This is a genomic window from Alteromonas ponticola (assembly GCF_012911815.1).
In the GTDB taxonomy this organism is placed as follows: domain Bacteria; phylum Pseudomonadota; class Gammaproteobacteria; order Enterobacterales; family Alteromonadaceae; genus Alteromonas; species Alteromonas ponticola.
Genome location: NZ_JAATNW010000002.1, coordinates 19,570 through 36,490, shown reverse-complemented (window position 1 = coordinate 36,490; position 16,921 = coordinate 19,570). Strand labels below are relative to the sequence as shown.

At 47.3% G+C, this 16,921-nt stretch carries 18 protein-coding genes; 13 read left to right on the top strand and 5 right to left on the bottom strand.

The annotated features are described in order from the left end of the window. Positions 1-169 precede the first annotated feature (169 nt). Complete coding sequence (gene radA, locus HCJ96_RS02675; RefSeq protein WP_169209508.1) at positions 170-1,537, top strand: DNA repair protein RadA; 1,368 nt, start codon at positions 170-172, stop codon at positions 1,535-1,537. A 7-nt stretch (positions 1,538-1,544) separates the two neighbouring features. Here the strand turns inward: radA and HCJ96_RS02670 are convergent, their stop codons facing one another. After that, positions 1,545-1,949 carry a PilZ domain-containing protein gene (locus tag HCJ96_RS02670; RefSeq protein WP_169209507.1) on the bottom strand — a complete coding sequence of 135 codons (405 nt, stop codon included), beginning with the start codon at positions 1,947-1,949 and terminating at the stop codon, positions 1,545-1,547. Positions 1,950-2,063: 114 nt separating this feature from the next. Here HCJ96_RS02670 and HCJ96_RS02665 point away from each other — a divergent pair, with 114 nt between their 5' ends. After that, a complete protein-coding gene (locus HCJ96_RS02665) occupies positions 2,064-2,228 on the top strand; it encodes a hypothetical protein (protein WP_169209506.1) in 165 nt (54 codons plus the stop codon). 68 nt (positions 2,229-2,296) lie between these two features. On the opposite strand, the gene ettA is transcribed toward HCJ96_RS02665, so the two are convergent. Further along, on the bottom strand, positions 2,297-3,964 hold the full coding sequence (gene ettA / locus HCJ96_RS02660) for an energy-dependent translational throttle protein EttA (protein ID WP_169209505.1): 1,668 nt from the start codon (positions 3,962-3,964) through the stop codon (positions 2,297-2,299). A 198-nt stretch (positions 3,965-4,162) separates the two neighbouring features. Between ettA and lpxD the strand changes: the two genes are divergently transcribed. The 10 genes from lpxD (at position 4,163) to HCJ96_RS02610 (ending at position 12,630) form a co-directional block, all read left to right on the top strand. Further along, positions 4,163-5,206 (top strand): UDP-3-O-(3-hydroxymyristoyl)glucosamine N-acyltransferase, encoded by a 1,044-nt coding sequence (lpxD, locus tag HCJ96_RS02655; protein WP_169209504.1) that lies wholly within the window; start codon positions 4,163-4,165, stop codon positions 5,204-5,206. 128 nt (positions 5,207-5,334) lie between these two features. Then, entirely contained in the window at positions 5,335-6,591 is a 1,257-nt protein-coding gene (gene glyA, locus HCJ96_RS02650) for a serine hydroxymethyltransferase (RefSeq protein WP_169209503.1), read from the top strand. 57 nt (positions 6,592-6,648) lie between these two features. Then, the gene (gene nrdR, locus HCJ96_RS02645; protein ID WP_169209502.1) at positions 6,649-7,098 is read left to right on the top strand and encodes a transcriptional regulator NrdR; all 450 of its coding nucleotides are present in this window, start codon (positions 6,649-6,651) and stop codon (positions 7,096-7,098) included. Then, entirely contained in the window at positions 7,091-8,224 is a 1,134-nt protein-coding gene (gene ribD / locus HCJ96_RS02640) for a bifunctional diaminohydroxyphosphoribosylaminopyrimidine deaminase/5-amino-6-(5-phosphoribosylamino)uracil reductase RibD (protein WP_169209501.1), read from the top strand. Before nrdR ends, ribD begins: the two co-directional genes overlap by 8 nt. A 26-nt stretch (positions 8,225-8,250) precedes the next feature. Then, positions 8,251-8,913, top strand: a complete 663-nt coding sequence (locus HCJ96_RS02635) for a riboflavin synthase (RefSeq protein ID WP_169209500.1) — start codon at positions 8,251-8,253, stop codon at positions 8,911-8,913. Positions 8,914-9,013: 100 nt separating this feature from the next. Continuing rightward, entirely contained in the window at positions 9,014-10,114 is a 1,101-nt protein-coding gene (gene ribBA / locus HCJ96_RS02630; RefSeq protein ID WP_169209499.1) for a bifunctional 3,4-dihydroxy-2-butanone-4-phosphate synthase/GTP cyclohydrolase II, read from the top strand. Between the two features lie 74 nt (positions 10,115-10,188). Then, on the top strand, positions 10,189-10,662 hold the full coding sequence (ribH, locus tag HCJ96_RS02625; protein ID WP_169209498.1) for a 6,7-dimethyl-8-ribityllumazine synthase: 474 nt from the start codon (positions 10,189-10,191) through the stop codon (positions 10,660-10,662). Positions 10,663-10,672: 10 nt separating this feature from the next. Beyond that, positions 10,673-11,095 carry a transcription antitermination factor NusB gene (gene nusB, locus HCJ96_RS02620; RefSeq protein WP_169209497.1) on the top strand — a complete coding sequence of 141 codons (423 nt, stop codon included), beginning with the start codon at positions 10,673-10,675 and terminating at the stop codon, positions 11,093-11,095. A gap of 57 nt (positions 11,096-11,152) precedes the next feature. After that, positions 11,153-12,118 carry a thiamine-phosphate kinase gene (thiL, locus tag HCJ96_RS02615; protein ID WP_169209496.1) on the top strand — a complete coding sequence of 322 codons (966 nt, stop codon included), beginning with the start codon at positions 11,153-11,155 and terminating at the stop codon, positions 12,116-12,118. 20 nt (positions 12,119-12,138) lie between these two features. Further along, entirely contained in the window at positions 12,139-12,630 is a 492-nt protein-coding gene (locus HCJ96_RS02610; protein ID WP_169209495.1) for a phosphatidylglycerophosphatase A family protein, read from the top strand. Positions 12,631-12,762: 132 nt separating this feature from the next. On the opposite strand, the gene dxs is transcribed toward HCJ96_RS02610, so the two are convergent. The 3 genes from dxs to xseB form a co-directional block, all read right to left on the bottom strand. Then, positions 12,763-14,631, bottom strand: coding sequence for a 1-deoxy-D-xylulose-5-phosphate synthase (dxs, locus tag HCJ96_RS02605; protein ID WP_169209494.1), 1,869 nt, complete (start codon positions 14,629-14,631; stop codon positions 12,763-12,765). Positions 14,632-14,656: 25 nt separating this feature from the next. Beyond that, positions 14,657-15,547 (bottom strand): farnesyl diphosphate synthase, encoded by an 891-nt coding sequence (locus tag HCJ96_RS02600; RefSeq protein ID WP_169209493.1) that lies wholly within the window; start codon positions 15,545-15,547, stop codon positions 14,657-14,659. A 77-nt stretch (positions 15,548-15,624) separates the two neighbouring features. Beyond that, positions 15,625-15,870 carry an exodeoxyribonuclease VII small subunit gene (gene xseB / locus HCJ96_RS02595; RefSeq protein WP_169209492.1) on the bottom strand — a complete coding sequence of 82 codons (246 nt, stop codon included), beginning with the start codon at positions 15,868-15,870 and terminating at the stop codon, positions 15,625-15,627. A 284-nt stretch (positions 15,871-16,154) separates the two neighbouring features. On the opposite strand from xseB, the gene pomA reads away from it, so the two are divergent. Beyond that, on the top strand, positions 16,155-16,919 hold the full coding sequence (gene pomA, locus HCJ96_RS02590) for a flagellar motor protein PomA (RefSeq protein WP_169209491.1): 765 nt from the start codon (positions 16,155-16,157) through the stop codon (positions 16,917-16,919). Positions 16,920-16,921: the final 2 nt, after the last annotated feature.

Sequence of the window (16,921 nt, the reverse complement as noted above, 5' to 3'; positions counted from 1 at the left end):
TATTATTAAAGATAAACTCTTATCGGCAAAACAACGATTTATCTGATATTGATCTATTCATTACTGGGTGAAAAAAGTTCACTTATCAATCGCCTATCGACTGTCCAGTGTACACCGATAATCCCAAACATGTAGAATACTCCGAAATTCACAAACTGAAAACCCGTTTATGGCAAAACGCAAAACCGCTTACGTATGCACCGAGTGTGGTGCAGAGTTCCCTCGCTGGCAGGGCCAGTGCAATGAATGTAAAGCGTGGAACACGATCAGCGAATTTGTTGTGAGTTCCGCAAAAACTGCCGTGCGTGGTGCCACGTCTGGCTATGCAGGACAAACCCAGGCAAAGGTCGAGTTATTAAATACCATTGACCTTGAAGCCTTGCCCCGCTTTGCCTCCGGCTTTCGCGAACTGGACCGCGTATTGGGGGGGGGCATTGTGCCAGGTTCCGCCATATTGATAGGCGGTTCGCCGGGGGCGGGTAAAAGTACCTTGTTACTTCAGGTGATGTGTCATCTGGCGAAAGAAAAAAGCGCGCTTTATGTCACCGGTGAGGAATCATTGCAACAAGTTGCAATGCGTGCGAAACGGCTAGCTTTGCCGGATGATAAATTAATGATGCTGGCAGAAACCAATGTTGAGACCATTTGTGAGCTGGCCAGGGCGCATAATCCTGCCATCATGGTAATTGACTCAATTCAGGTCATGCACGTCAGCGATGTCCAGTCAGCACCCGGCAGTGTCTCGCAAGTCAGAGAGTCGGCTGCTTACCTGACGCGCTTTGCCAAGCAGCACCATATCGCCATGTTCATCGTAGGGCATGTCACTAAGGATGGTAATCTGGCAGGGCCGAAAGTACTGGAACACTGTATTGACTGCTCAATGATGCTGGAGGGCGAAAGTGACGGACGCTTTCGCACCTTGCGAAGCAATAAAAACCGCTTCGGGGCGGTCAATGAACTTGGCGTTTTCGGTATGACCGAAAAAGGTCTGAGAGAAGTGAATAATCCTTCTGCGATATTTTTGAGTCGGGGAGAAAATCAGTCGCCCGGCTCCAGCGTCATGGTGGTCTGGGAAGGCACGCGTCCTTTGCTGGTCGAAATTCAGGCGCTGGTAGACTATTCCCAAATGGCCAACCCCAGGCGGGTTGCGGTAGGGCTTGAGCAAAACCGGTTATCGATGTTGCTCGCCGTATTACACCGCCACGGTGATGTACAAATGAACGATCAGGATGTGTTTGTTAACGTTGTTGGTGGGGTTAAGGTGGCCGAAACCAGTGCCGATCTTGCCTTGCTGCTGGCGATTATTTCAAGTTTTCGTAATCGTCCGTTGCCGCGTGACATGATCATTTTTGGGGAAGTTGGTCTTGCCGGGGAGATTCGACCCGTGCCTAATGGTACAGAGCGGATCAGTGAAGCGGCTAAGCATGGCTTTAAACGTGCGATTGTGCCAAAAGCCAATGCACCGAAACAGCCAATTGCTGGAATGACCGTTATTGCCGCTGCACAGCTCACAGATGCGCTAGAAGCAATTATGTAATGCCACTCTAGGGTTTAGTAAGGATACCCTCTATCAGCGCATCCAGATCTTGTTCGCTGAGTCGATTATCTTCACTGTTTAATTGAATTAATCGTCTCAGGGCAGCGAGATCTTCAATATCAATATGATCCAGCTTGCAGCCAATCAACGTGTCTCCAATTCGAGGATGATTAAAGCGATAAAGTTGCTGCAGATGTGCACATATTGGTGGACTGTCGTTGTTAGCGTGGAACTTAATAATGTAAGGTTCATGGCTATCGAAAGGTAACGCTTCTATCGTTTTTTCGTTAACTTTCAAGCGTAAACCCTGCAATGAAATATCCATTACTTCAACGGGTACACTTACATTTTGATGACTGAGACTTCCTGATGCCCCCAGCGTAATTCGTTGATATTGACGTTTATCTGTCATTTGCTTACCCGATTTTTCCATCCACTGTCATTTGTATTACAACAGATAATTGAAAATCAACCTAATTAGGTACTCACACGTACTAATTTTTACATTAGAGTTAATGGGGTGGTTATGAGTTCAAAAAAACAGTCGCCAACAGCTGAAGAGGAACACGACATATTATCTGATCAGGATGCGGAAGCCTCCAGTCCTGAAGACTCTTCTGTCTGCGGCGAAGAGGACCCTGGTGTGGCGTTGGAAGAAATGGTCAGGCATCAAACCTCGGGTAACGAATAAAAAAACGCCGGGACGTAGGCACGTCTCGGCGTTCTTTCTTATTTAAACGCGGCGAATAGTCTCATTCGCTACTTACTCATGCGCTTGTATTTCAAGCGGTGAGGCTCAACTACATCCTGCCCATAAGTTGCTTTAAGCCAGCTTTCATAGTCGTTGTAGTTACCTTCGAAGAAATTGATTTTACCTTCATCGCGATAATCTAAGATATGCGTGGCAACGCGGTCGAGGAACCAGCGGTCGTGCGAAATAACCATGGCGCAGCCAGGAAATTCTAATAACGCATTTTCCAACGCACGTAATGTTTCCACGTCCAGGTCGTTGGTGGGCTCATCCAGTAACAGTACATTGCCGCCAGCCTTAAGCAGTTTCGCCAGGTGGACACGATTGCGCTCTCCCCCTGACAAGTCTTTGATAAATTTCTGCTGGTCAGTACCCTTGAAGTTAAAACGACTGCAATAGGCGCGACTATTAATTTCGAAATTGCCGATGCGAATAATATCCTGATCATCAGATATTTCTTTCCAAACGGTATTTTTGCCGTTCATATGGTCGCGGAACTGGTCGACACTAGCGATTTGCACTGTTTCACCTACGTCGATACTACCGGCATCGGGTTGCTCCTGATCGGTGAGCATTCTAAACAAGGTCGATTTACCGGCACCGTTTGGACCTATAATGCCGACTATAGCGCCTTTTGGCACTGAAAAGGTCATATCATCAATAAGCACGCGATCACCGTACGATTTTTTCAAGCCTTCAATGTCAATGACTTTATCGCCCAATCGTTCACCTGGCGGAATAAATAACTCATTGGTTTCATTACGCTTCTGATAGTCACCCGTAGACATTTCTTCAAAACGCGACATCCGCGCTTTGCTTTTGGCCTGACGCCCCTTGGGATTAGTGCGAACCCATTCAAGTTCCTGCTTGATCGATTTCTGACGCGCAGTTTCGGTTTTTTCTTCCTGCTCAAGTCGTTTTTCTTTTTGCTCCAGCCAGGAAGAATAGTTGCCTTCCCAGGGAATACCATGCCCACGGTCAAGTTCTAAAATCCAGCCTGCAACGTTATCCAGAAAATAACGGTCGTGGGTAATGGCCACGACTGTGCCTTCGTAGTCATGTAAAAATCGCTCCAACCAGGCGACAGACTCGGCATCCAAATGGTTGGTTGGTTCGTCCAACAGCAACATATCCGGCTTTTCCAAAAGCAGGCGACATAAAGCAACGCGACGTCGCTCACCCCCTGAAAGCTTACTGACGTCTGCATCCCATGGCGGCAGACGCAATGCATCGGCTGCGCGTTCTAATGCGTTTTCCAGATTATGGCCATCTTTCGCTTGAATAATGGCTTCCAGTTCACCTTGCTCTTTTGCCAGCGCGTCAAAGTCGGCATCGGCCTCGGCATAAGCAGCATAAACCTCATCAAGACGCTTCAGTGCATGGGCTACATCAGCAACCGCCTCTTCAATATTTCCGCGCACATCTTTCGATTCGTCCAGTTTAGGTTCCTGCGGCAGGTAGCCTATATTGATACCGGGTTGGGCACGTGCTTCACCCTCAATATCAGTATCCACGCCAGCCATGATGCGGAGCAGGGTAGATTTACCCGCGCCGTTTAAGCCTAATACGCCAATTTTGGCGCCAGGAAAGAAACTCAGTGATATATCTTTAAGAATATGTCGATTAGGCGGAACAATTTTCCCGACCCGGTGCATTGAATAAACGTATTGTGACATAAGGTGTCCTTGCCAAAATAAAGGTGCATTGTAATAGGTTATACCGGTTAGCTTCCAGAGGGATCCCCGATTAACCTGACCAACTGGTTAAATTTTAACCTTAACCCTGATGAAGCGTCGTTTTTTAGTAACAAAACGGGACGACTGAAGGGAATTGCAGTACCATATGGCACTTAATAAACAGAAGGAAGTTGCTTGATGTCTCAGACCAAAAAAAGTTATTCATTATCTGAACTTGCCGATATTGCCGGTGGGCAAGTAAAAGGGCACGCTGACGTTATGATTTTTGGAGTCGGAACATTAGAGGGAGCGACTGCCAGAGACATCTCGTTTTTAACCAACGTAAAATATAAATCACAGCTGGCAACCACCAATGCCGGGGCGGTTATTCTTCCGGAAAAATTTATCGATGTGGCAGACTTACCCGCCATTGTGCACCCAAATCCCCATGCCGCTTTCGCTAAAATTGCACAGGTTTTTGATACTACGCCCAAACTCGCTACCAACATTCATGCTTCTGCCCATATCGATGAAAGTGCCACCATTGGTGCGAATGTTGCGATGGGTCCTAATGTAGTTATCGGCAAGCACGCCGTTATTGGTGATAACGTGGTTATTGGGGCGAATACGGTAGTAGGAGAAGCTGTCAGTATTGGAGCAGAAGGCGTTCTACACCCTAATGTCACCCTTTACCATAGTGTCACGCTGGGAGAGCGCGTGGTTGTGCATAGTCAAACAGTGATTGGCGCAGATGGTTTTGGTTATGCCAACGATAAAGGTAAATGGTTAGCCATACCGCAAACTGGTTCGGTTGAGATTGGCGATGACACCCAGATAGGGGCATCGGTGACTATTGACCGGGGTGCGCTGGAAAATACTGTGATTGGACAGAATGTAATCATTGATGATCAAGTGCATATTGGTCATAACTGTATCGTGGGTGACAATAGCTGTATTTGTGGCACGAGTGCGCTGGCGGGAAGTGTATTGGTGGGCAAAGGGGTTGTGATCGGCGGTGGTGTTGGCATTAATGGCCATATTTCTATCTGCGACAATGTGCAGATCACGGGATTCTCGATGGTGGTCAGTGATATCACCGAACCTGGCGTATACTCCTCGGGGCAGCCAGCCATGGCGAATCGCGATTGGCGCAAGACGACAGTCAGAATGCGCCAGATTGATACGCTGTTTGACCGCGTTAAAAAGCTGGAAAGCCAACGTAATCCAGAGACAGATAAATAGCTTATCGTGAAAACTCATAAGCAATTCGCAACGGATCCCCTGATTCGACCACAAATCGGTATACATGCGGGGTAAAATGAATAGAATAGGCGTTCAATTTATGCCTTCTAACGTATTAAGGAGTCGTCATGTTACGTCGTGAACTGACTATTGCTGATTTCGATCCTGAATTGGCAGACGCCATTGCTAAAGAAAATGAGCGTCAGGAACATCATATCGAGCTTATCGCATCAGAAAACTATTGCAGTCCTCGTGTAATGGAAGCGCAGGGTTCACAACTGACAAACAAGTATGCCGAAGGTTATCCTGGCAAACGTTATTATGGCGGTTGCGAGCACGTGGATGTGGTTGAGCAACTGGCAATTGACCGAGCAAAACAATTATTTGGTGCCGAATACGCAAATGTGCAGCCGCACTCAGGCTCGCAAGCCAACTCTGCGGCATTTATGGCATTGCTGGATGCAGGTGACACGGTATTGGGCATGAGCCTCTCTGAAGGCGGCCATTTAACTCATGGCTCTCATGTCAATTTTTCCGGTAAAACGTACAATGCTGTGCAGTATGGCCTGGACCATGCCACTGGCGAAATCGATTACGAGCAGGTTCAGGCGCTGGCGAATGAGCACAAGCCAAAAATGATCATCGGTGGCTTCTCTGCCTATTCGGGGGTCGTTAACTGGCAGCGTTTTCGCGAAATTGCCGACAGCGTGGGTGCCTACTTGTTGGTTGACATGGCGCACGTGGCAGGTTTGATTGCGGCAGGGGTTTATCCTAACCCGTTACCCCACGCGCACGTTGTTACTACTACCACACACAAAACATTAGCAGGTCCGCGTAGTGGCTTGATCCTGTCTGCATGTGGTGATGAGACAATTTATAAGAAGTTAAACAGCTCTGTGTTTCCTGGCAATCAAGGCGGACCCTTATGCCATGTTATTGCGGCCAAAGCGGTGGCATTTAAAGAAGCGCTACAACCTGAGTTTAAAGAGTATCAGCAGCAGGTTGTGAAAAATGCCAAATCCATGGTCGAGGTCATGCAGCAACGTGGTTATAAAATTGTTTCCAATGGGACGCAGAACCATCTGTTCTTACTTGACCTGATTGATAAAGATATCACTGGTAAAGATGCAGATGCTGCGCTGGGACGTGCGAACATCACAGTTAACAAGAACTCTGTACCTAACGATCCACGATCACCTTTCGTGACCAGTGGCTTGCGCATTGGAAGTCCAGCGATCACCCGTCGAGGTTTTAAAGAAGAAGAATCAAAGCAGGTGGCTAACTGGATGTGCGATGTGTTGGATAACATGGGTGATGAATCTGTGATTGAGCGCATTAAGCAAGATGTTGTTAAGCTGTGTAAAGCGCACCCTGTTTACGCTTAGCCTGAATTATTAATTAGATGCTACCTCAAGCTGAGGTAGCATTTTTCGAGATCCATTATGTTTTGCCCATTCTGTTCTGCTCAAGAAACCAAAGTAATCGATTCCAGACTGGTGGCCGAAGGTCAGCAGGTTCGACGTCGTCGCGAATGTCTCGATTGCCATGAACGTTTCACTACGTTTGAAAATGCAGAGCTGGTCATGCCAAGAGTGATAAAACGTGATGGTTCACGGGAACCCTTCAACGAAGATAAGCTACGTGCGGGTTTGCAACGTGCACTGGAAAAGCGCCCGGTCAGCACGGAGAAAGTCGAACAATGTATTTTATCAATTAAATCGCAGCTTAGAGCGACCGGGGAGCGAGAGGTTTCCAGTCAGTTTTTAGGTAACCTGATCATGAATGCACTTAAAGAACTGGATAAGGTGGCGTACGTCAGGTTCGCCTCGGTGTATCGTTCGTTTGAAGATATTAAAGAGTTTGGTGAAGAAATTGCCAAGCTGAATGACTAGTATCATGAAACTCGCTGCTGATTCCACCCTTTCGCAAGACTATTTCTGGATGGGGCAAGCGATCAATCTGGCGCGCAAGGGCAGATTTACCACTTCCCCAAATCCTAACGTAGGTTGTGTTATTGTCGATGATAAACAAGCGTGTGTTGGCAGTGGCTATCATCTCAAAGCAGGTGCGCCGCACGCCGAAGTACATGCGCTCGAACAGGCAGCAGAAAAGGCGCACGGGGCCACCGCTTACGTTACGTTAGAGCCTTGCAGCCATTTTGGTAAAACCCCGCCCTGCGCAGATGCGTTGATAAACGCCGGCATAAAAAAAGTGGTCATCGCCATGACCGATCCCAACCCGCTGGTTAGTGGCAATGGCATTGCAAAACTACAGCAGGCAGGTATTGAAGTTGTATCGGATGTAATGGCCGCTCAGGCGGCAGAACTTAATAAAGGCTTCATAAAGCGGATGGTGCAAGGCAAGCCTTTTATTACTGTAAAACTCGCCGTAAGTCTGGACGGCAAGGTTGCGCTTGCCAATGGCAAAAGCCAGTGGATTACCGGGCCCGAAGCCAGAAGTGATGTACATCGTCATCGCGCCCAAAGCTGCGCGGTGCTGACCGGGTCGGGTACCGTAATTAATGACGATCCAAGCTTGCTGGTGCGCCCGGAAGAAGCCAAAATTCAACAATATCCCTTGCCAAACGTGCGACAGCCTGTGCGTGTGGTGATAGATTCTAAGGGCGTAATACCGGTAGATTCGCAGCTACTGAATGACAGCCACACAACTGTCATTGCGACCACCAATCAAGCGTTACAGCTCGATGGCAATGAAATAATGCGCCTACCGGCCTACAACGAAAAAGTCTGTCTGGCAACATTAGTTAATGAGCTGGGCAAGCGACAAATGAACCATGTTTGGGTGGAAGCGGGTCCCGGCTTAGCGGGCGCGCTACTGCAAGCGGGTCTGGTGGATGAGCTGATTGTATACCAGGCGCCCCTCATTTTGGGAGATAAAGCGGTTTCGATGATGACCTTGCCTGATTTCAGTGACTTGAGTCAGGCATATTCGCTGACGCTAGCACAATCGCGGCAAGTGGGCAGTGATACCAAAATGACGTTCAGCGTAAAAGCTTAATTAACTTCACGACTAAAGCGAAGAATATGTTTACTGGAATAATTCAGGCACTTGGAACCATTAGTGCGTTGGAAAATAAAGGTTCAGATATCCGTTTGACGGTAAAGTCAGCCGGACTGCAAATGACCGATGTTAAATTGGGCGATAGCATCGCAACCAACGGCGTATGTCTCACGGTGGTTAATTTTGATGACATCAGTTATCAGGCTGATGTATCCGCTGAAACCATCAAACATACCGGATTTGCTGAATACAAAGCAGGGTCTCGCGTTAATCTTGAACTGGCAATGCGACCGATGGACCGTTTTGGTGGGCATATTGTATCCGGCCACGTTGATGGTGTGGGCCATGTCAGCAAAATAAATGAGCACAAAGACTATATTGAAATATGGGTAAAAGCACCTGATGAGTTGGCTAAATATATTGCGCACAAAGGCAGTATTACTGTTGATGGCGTCAGCTTAACGGTGAATGAGGTTAATGGCGCGGAGTTTATGCTTTGGATAATCCCGCATACCCTCAAAGAAACGGTAATTGGCGAGTATCGCGTCGGCTCGAAAGTGAATCTGGAAGTGGACTTGGTCGCGCGCTACCTGGAGCGCTTACTGCTTGGTGAGAAGGCGGCGCAACCGAAGGAGGAGGGGATCAGTATGACCTTCCTCGCTGAACATGGCTTCTTGAAGAAGTAACAAGTAATAAAAAGTAAAAAGTAAAAAGTAAAAAGTGAAAAGTGAAAAGTAAAAAGTACCCTACACATTACAAAGATAGAAGATAACGAAAAGTAAATTTATGGCTTTAAATACAACCGCAGAAATAATAGATGATATCAGACAGGGTAAGATGGTTATCCTGATGGATGACGAAGATCGGGAAAACGAAGGCGATCTTATCATGGCTGCTGAATACGTTAATGCAGAAGCGATCAACTTCATGGTCACGCATGCACGTGGATTAGTCTGCTTGCCTATGACCACAGAACGGTGCAAACGTCTGAAGTTACCGCTGATGGTCGACAAAAATGAAGCTCAGTTTACCACCAATTTTACCGTGTCCATTGAAGCGGCACGTGGGGTTTCAACGGGAATTTCCGCAGCGGATCGTGCTACCACCATTCTGGCAGCAGTTCACCCTCGTGCAGAATCAACCGATATCGTGCAACCAGGCCATATTTTCCCGCTTATCGCCAAAGAGGGCGGCGTTTTAAACCGAGCAGGGCACACTGAAGCGGGCGTCGATTTAGCGCGACTGGCAGGGTGTGAGCCCGCAGCTGTTATTGTTGAAATTCTAAATGAAGACGGCACCATGGCCCGTCGACCAGAATTAGAAAAGTTTGCGCAAAAACATAATTTAAAGATTGGTACGATTGCCGATCTGATTGAGTATCGCAATTTAAATGAAACCACCATTGAGAAGGTCGCAGAATGTAAACTGCCCACAGCATATGGTGAGTTCGAGCTTCACACATTTAAAGACGTCATTGACAACCAGATTCATTTTGCGTTGAAAAAAGGGCCGATTAGTGAAGACGAGCCGACGTTGGTGAGAGTTCATTTACACAACACTCTGAGCGACTTGCTGGGTTCCACGCGTGCAATCAACCGTTCGATGACACTGCCGCAGGCCATGACGCGAATTGGCGATGAGGGTGGCATTCTGGTGGTGTTAGGGAAAGAAGAAAATCTGGAAAGTCAGGTTAAGCGTTTTGCTGCGGTCGATCGCGGTGAGCAGGATGCCGGAGCAGAGTGGAAAGGTTCGTCCCGTACAGTTGGAGTGGGTAGCCAAATCCTTGCTACACTGGGTGTTAAGAAAATGCGGTTATTAAGTAAGCCAATTAAATATCACGCATTGTCCGGATTTGGTCTGGAAGTTGTAGAATATATCCACGATTAAACTTAGGGATCATTTCGTATCTCTGCCGATAAACTGTGCTATACTGCGCGCCGTTTTTTTATAGGAATGAAATCATGCAGGTAATCGAAGGCAACTTCAGAGCCACTGGCAAAAAATTCGCAATCGTTGTTTCACGCTTTAATAGTTTTATTGTTGAAAGCCTACTTGAAGGTGCGCTGGATACGCTAGAGCGGCAAGGCGAGGTGGGCGATGATGATATCACGCTGGTGCGCGTGCCTGGCGCTTACGAGTTACCTGTAGCGGCAAAAAAGCTGGCTGAAAAAGGTCAGTTTGACGCAATCATTGCGTTGGGCGCTGTCATTCGTGGTGGTACCCCTCATTTCGATTTTGTCGCAGGTGAATGTAACAAGGGCCTGGCTCAGGTTGCGATGGAATCAGGCGTACCGGTAGCCTTTGGTGTAATCACCACAGATTCTATCGAGCAGGCAATTGAACGCGCTGGAACGAAAGCGGGTAACAAAGGATCTGAAGCCGCGCTAAGTGCGCTTGAAATGGTAAATGTACTGGCTTCTATAAACGATCTTTAAGGCGAATTGAGTGAAAGTTTCTGCACGACATAAAGCCCGTGAAATTGCCTTGCAAGGCATCTATTCATGGCAAATGAGCAAGAATCCAGTTGAGCAAGTTGAACTTGCATTAGCTACAAGTAACGATATGCAAAAAGTCGATATGGCATACTTTCAGGCACTGCTACGCGGTGTCGTGGCACATGCTGATGAACTTGATCTTGCCATCCGTCCCTATCTAGGCCGCTTGCCTGAAGAGCTGGATCCTGTAGAGAAAGCGGTACTTCGTCTGGCAACCTACGAGCTGGTTCATCGCATGGACGTACCTTATCGCGTTATTATTAATGAGGCGATTGAACTGGCAAAAGACTTTGGTGCAGAAGAAAGCCACAAGTTTATTAACGGCGCACTTGATAAAGCAGTCCGTAAATTACGTGAGCATGAGCGCAACTGATCACAGTCGTGCTTGTGGGCGTATTCTAACCAAAAAAAACATACGCGGTTATTCCCTGTGAAAGAATTTGATTTAATTGGGCGCTATTTTGCCGATGGAGGGCATCAGCGCAAAGACGTCATCATCGGTATCGGTGATGACTGTGCTGTCACATCATTAGCGCCAAACCAGCAACTTGCCATCACCACTGATACCCTGATTTCGGGGGTTCACTTTCTTGAAGATACGCCCGCACGCTCAGTGGCCTATAAAGCAGTAGCAGTAAATTTAAGTGATTTGGCGGCGATGGGCGCAGAACCTGCGTGGATCTCTCTTTCCCTTTCTTTGCCTGAATTCAATGATGCCTGGCTCGAAGAATTTGCCGCCGGTTTGTACGAACTTACTCAGTATTATTCGGTTCAACTCATTGGTGGTGATACGGTAAAAGGGCCGCTCTCGCTAACTATCACGGCTCAGGGATTCATTCCCCCGAACAACGCGCTGACGCGTAGTGCAGCAAAACCCGGAGACTGGATTTATGCTACAGGCTCACTCGGAGATGCGGGGGCTGGTCTGGATATACTGCAAGGTAAGTTGAACGCTGATTTCACGCAACGTGATTTTTTAGTTAACAAGCACCTTTTTCCTAGCCCCAGAGTCGCTGCTGGAACCGCAATTCGACGGATTGCCAATGCCTGTATCGATGTTTCCGATGGTTTAGTGGCCGATTTACAGCATATCTTGCGAGCATCCAAGTGTGGTGCCATGGTGCATGTTGACAAGTTACCCTTATCAGAGGCTTTGGTGTCTTGTGTAGGGCGTGAACAGGCTATTCAGTATGCATTGACCGCAGGTGATGATTATGAATTGTTATTTACTGTCAATGAAGAACACAAGGGTATTTTAGAAACCTCCCTCTCCAGTACAAATGTTAAAGCAACCTGTATTGGTCAGATAACCGGGCAAGCGAATAAATTAGAATTAAAACTTAATGATGTTCCCTTTGCGGTGCCTGAGAAGGGTGGATATTTGCATGAGTTTTAAGGAAATATGTAGTAGAGACGATGCAGCCTGAATATCGTCAGCGCGTTTCTCTACTAAATCCAGTTCACTTCTTTGCGTTGGGATTCGGCAGCGGCCTTATTCCAATGATGCCTGGTACGTTTGGGTCGCTGGCCGCGATACCGTTATTGTTTCTTTGTCTTGAGCTGGATATATGGCAGTTTTCATCACTCACGTTTTTAGTGAGTTTTGTCGGCATATATATTTGTGGTAAAACTGCAAACGACATGCAGGTTCACGATCACGGCTCTATCGTGTGGGACGAAGTAGCGGGAATGTTTGTAACGTTTCTATTTATTCCATTAACGCTGCCCAATATCGTGGTGGGCTTCGTCTTATTTCGACTTTTCGATATCCTTAAGCCCTGGCCAATAGACATAATCGATAAGCGATTACACGGCGGTACAGGCATTATGTTGGACGATTTGATTGCCGGTGCGATGGCTTGTTTGAGTTTACAGGCCATAAACTGGATATGGCCTGCTGTATTCTAAGTGGTGTCAAAGGCTACTGATAAAAGAAAGTGTGAGTCGGCCATCAGGTCCGCTTCATTAGTATGTTTCGAGCTCCACTTTTGGTTAAGCCTGACAGGTAAATTCCATTTTTTGAAACTCAGCGCCTCAAGCTTATTGGCTCGATAGCGCCTGGGTGATTTTAGCGATAATCCCATTGCTATCCAGTCCCAGCTCAGCATACATTTCCTGTTGGGTGCCCTGTAAGATAAATGCGTCAGGTAACCCTATATGCAGCACTTTCGTTGCCAGGCTCTGCTGATGAATGAATTCGGAGACAGCGCTACCCGCACCGCCCATGATGCAGCCATCCTCCAGCGTCACGATCAAATCGTGATGCTCAGTGGCTTTCGTCACAGCATCTTCATCCAGTGGCTTTACAAAGCGCATATCGACCAGGGTAGCGTCGAGTGATTCTGCGGCGTCTTCTGCAAACGGCAACAGGGTTCCGAAATTGAGAATTGCTACTTTATGGCCTCGACGCACCATCGCTGACTGGCCGATAGTGAGCGCCGTCATCTGACTACTAACCGACACCTTTTTGCCAGCACCGCGAGGATAACGTACCGCCGCCGGTTTATCGGCTAAATGACCCGTATAAAGCATTTGTCTGCACTCATTTTCATCACTGGGAACCATCACAATCATGTTAGGAATGCAGCGTAGAAAGGCAATATCGAATGCACCCTGATGGGTAGGCCCATCAGCACCTACGATGCCCGCTCGATCAATGGCGAAGAGCACGGGCAAATTTTGCAGGGCTACATCATGAATCAGTTGATCGTACGCACGCTGTAAAAAAGTGGAGTAAATCGCAACGACAGCATTCTGGCCTTCTCGTGCCAGACCCGCCGCAAAGGTCACCGCGTGTTGTTCTGCAATGGCAGCATCAAAATACTGCTGTGGGAATCGCTGTGAGAATTGCACCATACCGCTGCCTTCGCGCATGGCTGGAGTTATCGCCATTAGCTTAGGGTCCTGCTCCGCCATATCACACAACCAACTGCCAAAGATGGCAGAAAAGGTAGGCGCTGACGCAGCCGTCTTGGGCAGTGCATTTTCTGCAGGATTGAACTTAGGGACCGCATGGAACTTAATAGGATCCTGCTCTGCCACTGGGTAGCCTTTACCTTTGCGGGTAACCACGTGCAACAGTTGAGGACCCTTGAATTTACGCATATTACGTAACGTATCCACAACAGCATTGACATCATGCCCATCAATCGGGCCGATATAGTTAAAGCCCAACTCCTCAAAGATGGTGCCCGGGACTACCATACCTTTTAGGTGCTCTTCAGCCCGGCTGGCAAACTCCTTGATGGGTGGTACGTTACTTAACAGTTTTTTACCACCATCTCGAATTTTGTTAAACAAATTACCCGTTAGTAATCGAGCGAGGTGGCTGTTCAGAGCGCCTACGTTTTCTGAGATCGACATTTCATTATCATTGAGCACAACGACCATGTCTTTTTTGATATCGCCTGCATGATTCATGGCTTCAAATGCCATACCTGCCGTCATCGCACCATCACCGATAACCGCAACCACTTTACGATTCTGACCTTCTTTTTCTGCTGCAACCGCCATACCCAGTGCAGCACTGATCGAGGTCGAGGAATGTCCGACGGCGAACGTATCAAATTCACTTTCAGCAGGCCATGGAAATGGATGCAATCCATTTTTTTGACGGATGGTAGACATTCTGTCAGCCCGGCCAGTGAGAATTTTATGTGGATAGGCTTGATGACCCACATCCCATATTAAGCGGTCAAACGGCGTGTTGTAGACATAATGGAGCGCGACAGTCAGCTCGACGGTGCCTAAACCGGACGCGAAATGCCCGCTGGTTTGACTCACCGAAGCCAGCAGGAACTGACGCAACTCATCGGCTAATTCGGGAAGTTTTTCCTGAGAAAGTTTTCTCAGTTCGGCTGGCGTTTGCGCAAGCGCGAGAAGAGGGTATTGAGTCAAATCTAGCGTCATGGAATTGTTCTGTACTTTTTGAATTTTAGTGGTCCCGTTTGACCACAAAATCGGTAAACGCGGAAAGAGCTTCAGTATTGTAAGGCAAACCAGCCAATGCTTGAAGTGCTTGTTGATGAAGTTTAGCTAATTCTTCTTTGGCAGAGTGTAGACCAAGCAGAGCAGGAAAGGTATTTTTACCCTGTTCAAGATCTGAACCTTGCGGTTTGCCAATGACATCAGAGTGGCCTTCGACGTCTAAAATATCGTCCTGAATTTGGAAGATGAGTCCGATGAGTCGTGCGTAATCAACAAATGCATTGGCATGTATATGTGATAAGCCTGGCGAAACAGTGGTAACCATTTCTGCGCATGCACACAACAGGGCACCCGTTTTTAGCTGATGAAGTTGCGTAAGTTCAGCCAATGAGATAGCGCGTCCGGTCGATTGAAGATCAATCGCCTGGCCTCCACACATGCCTAGGTAGCCAGCTGATTTGGCTAAGATTGAAACCAGTTTAATCCGGTTTTCATTTCCAAAAGACGACATAGGATGGTCAGCCAGTAACGTGAACGCTAGTGATTGCAATGCATCACCGGCCAATATCGCGGTAGCCTCATCATACGCCATATGGCAGGTGGGTTTACCTCTTCTTAAATCATCATCATCCATGGCTGGCAAATCGTCGTGTACTAATGAATACGCATGGATACATTCAATTGCCATACTGATAGTCAGCATATCGGCTTCCTCTGCCGCTATCGTTTCACCCATTAAGTACACCAGCAGAGGCCGGGTTCGCTTTCCTCCCGCAAGCAATGCGTAATGCATTGCTGATTTTAGCGAGGCAGCATGATTGGGCAAAATATCGATGATATTGCGCAGGCCATGGTCAGTTTTATAACGGACTTGAGAATGTAATTCGGTGAATATCATAAATTAGGACACGTACTTTTTACTTGTTACTTATTACTTATCTTACTTCTACTGTTTCGTTATTGCTGCGCAACAGATTAAGCATCAGTGTCGTCTGGGGTGAATTTCTGTAGCGTTTCCTGTTGCTGTTCATTCAGTAGGATGTGAACTTTTTGTTCCGCTTCTTCCAATGCTTTTTGACTCATTCTGGACAACTTGATGCCCTGTTCAAATTTTTCTAACGCATCCTGCAAAGGCAAATCTCCTGATTCCATCTCATTTACAATGGAGTCCAGTTGTGCGAGCGTCTCTTCAAATGAAGGCGGGTTTTTCTTTTCAGCCACGTTGCGTCATCCGTCATTGATAATATCGGGAACGCGCACAATAAACGAGGGGCATCTGTGGGTCAAATGGTTTGTCATGCTCACCCTGCCAACGCTTGATTTTATGCTAATTTGGTTGACGCGAGTGAAAATTCCCCAGAAATCATTAATTAGGTTATAGAAATTCTCTATATTGCCGATAGAATAGCTGGCAAAGTTTGTTTCGAACGACTTTTTTGTTTAGTAAATCTATACGTTCAGTCAGTACCAAATTATTGTTTGCACGAAAAATGAGGAAGGATTAGGTGGATTTAGCAACCGTCATAGGCATATTAGGTGCCATCGGCTTCGTCGTCATGGCCATGGTGATGGGTGGAGATTTAGGCATGTTTGCCGATGTCCCTTCCGTATTAATCGTGTTTGGCGGAACCTTATTTGTTACCCTTTCCCAATTCACCTTAGGGCAGTTTTTCGGCGCAGGTAAGGTTGCCGGAAAAGCCTTCATGTTCAAAATTGACACACCTGAAGAGCTGATTGAAAAAATTGTCGAAATGGCTGACGCGGCCCGAAAAGGGGGATTCCTGGCTCTTGAAGAGGCTGAAATCGGTAACCCATTCATGCAGAAAGGCGTCGACATGTTGGTAGATGGTCACGATATCGATGTGGTTCGCGCTACGTTGTATAAGGATGTGATGATGACCAGCGAGCGACACGATTTTGGTATTTCAATTTTCAAGGGCATGGGCGATGTTGCACCGGCGATGGGCATGATCGGCACGCTTATCGGTCTGGTCGCGATGTTATCCAATATGGATGACCCAAAAGCAATAGGGCCTGCCATGGCTGTGGCTCTGCTAACAACACTGTATGGCGCTTTTCTTGCCAACGTGGTGTGTATTCCGATTGCAAAAAAGCTGAATAATCGGGCACTGGAAGAAAAGCTAAATCAAAGCCTCATCCTTGACGGAATTGTCGGTATTGCCGATGGCCAGAACCCGCGTGTTATTGAAGGAATTTTGAAAAACTACCTTGCCGCCAGCAAGCGTGGTGTTGGCGTGGAAGAAGAGTAACC

Coding starts and splice junctions, on each gene's coding strand:
- radA (WP_169209508.1), top strand. CDS start 170: ATGGCAAAACGCAAAACCGCTTACGTATGCACCGAGTGTGGTGCAGAG.
- HCJ96_RS02670 (WP_169209507.1), bottom strand. CDS start 1,949: ATGACAGATAAACGTCAATATCAACGAATTACGCTGGGGGCATCAGGA.
- HCJ96_RS02665 (WP_169209506.1), top strand. CDS start 2,064: ATGAGTTCAAAAAAACAGTCGCCAACAGCTGAAGAGGAACACGACATA.
- ettA (WP_169209505.1), bottom strand. CDS start 3,964: ATGTCACAATACGTTTATTCAATGCACCGGGTCGGGAAAATTGTTCCG.
- lpxD (WP_169209504.1), top strand. CDS start 4,163: ATGTCTCAGACCAAAAAAAGTTATTCATTATCTGAACTTGCCGATATT.
- glyA (WP_169209503.1), top strand. CDS start 5,335: ATGTTACGTCGTGAACTGACTATTGCTGATTTCGATCCTGAATTGGCA.
- nrdR (WP_169209502.1), top strand. CDS start 6,649: ATGTTTTGCCCATTCTGTTCTGCTCAAGAAACCAAAGTAATCGATTCC.
- ribD (WP_169209501.1), top strand. CDS start 7,091: ATGACTAGTATCATGAAACTCGCTGCTGATTCCACCCTTTCGCAAGAC.
- HCJ96_RS02635 (WP_169209500.1), top strand. CDS start 8,251: ATGTTTACTGGAATAATTCAGGCACTTGGAACCATTAGTGCGTTGGAA.
- ribBA (WP_169209499.1), top strand. CDS start 9,014: ATGGCTTTAAATACAACCGCAGAAATAATAGATGATATCAGACAGGGT.
- ribH (WP_169209498.1), top strand. CDS start 10,189: ATGCAGGTAATCGAAGGCAACTTCAGAGCCACTGGCAAAAAATTCGCA.
- HCJ96_RS02610 (WP_169209495.1), top strand. CDS start 12,139: ATGCAGCCTGAATATCGTCAGCGCGTTTCTCTACTAAATCCAGTTCAC.
- dxs (WP_169209494.1), bottom strand. CDS start 14,631: ATGACGCTAGATTTGACTCAATACCCTCTTCTCGCGCTTGCGCAAACG.
- HCJ96_RS02600 (WP_169209493.1), bottom strand. CDS start 15,547: ATGATATTCACCGAATTACATTCTCAAGTCCGTTATAAAACTGACCAT.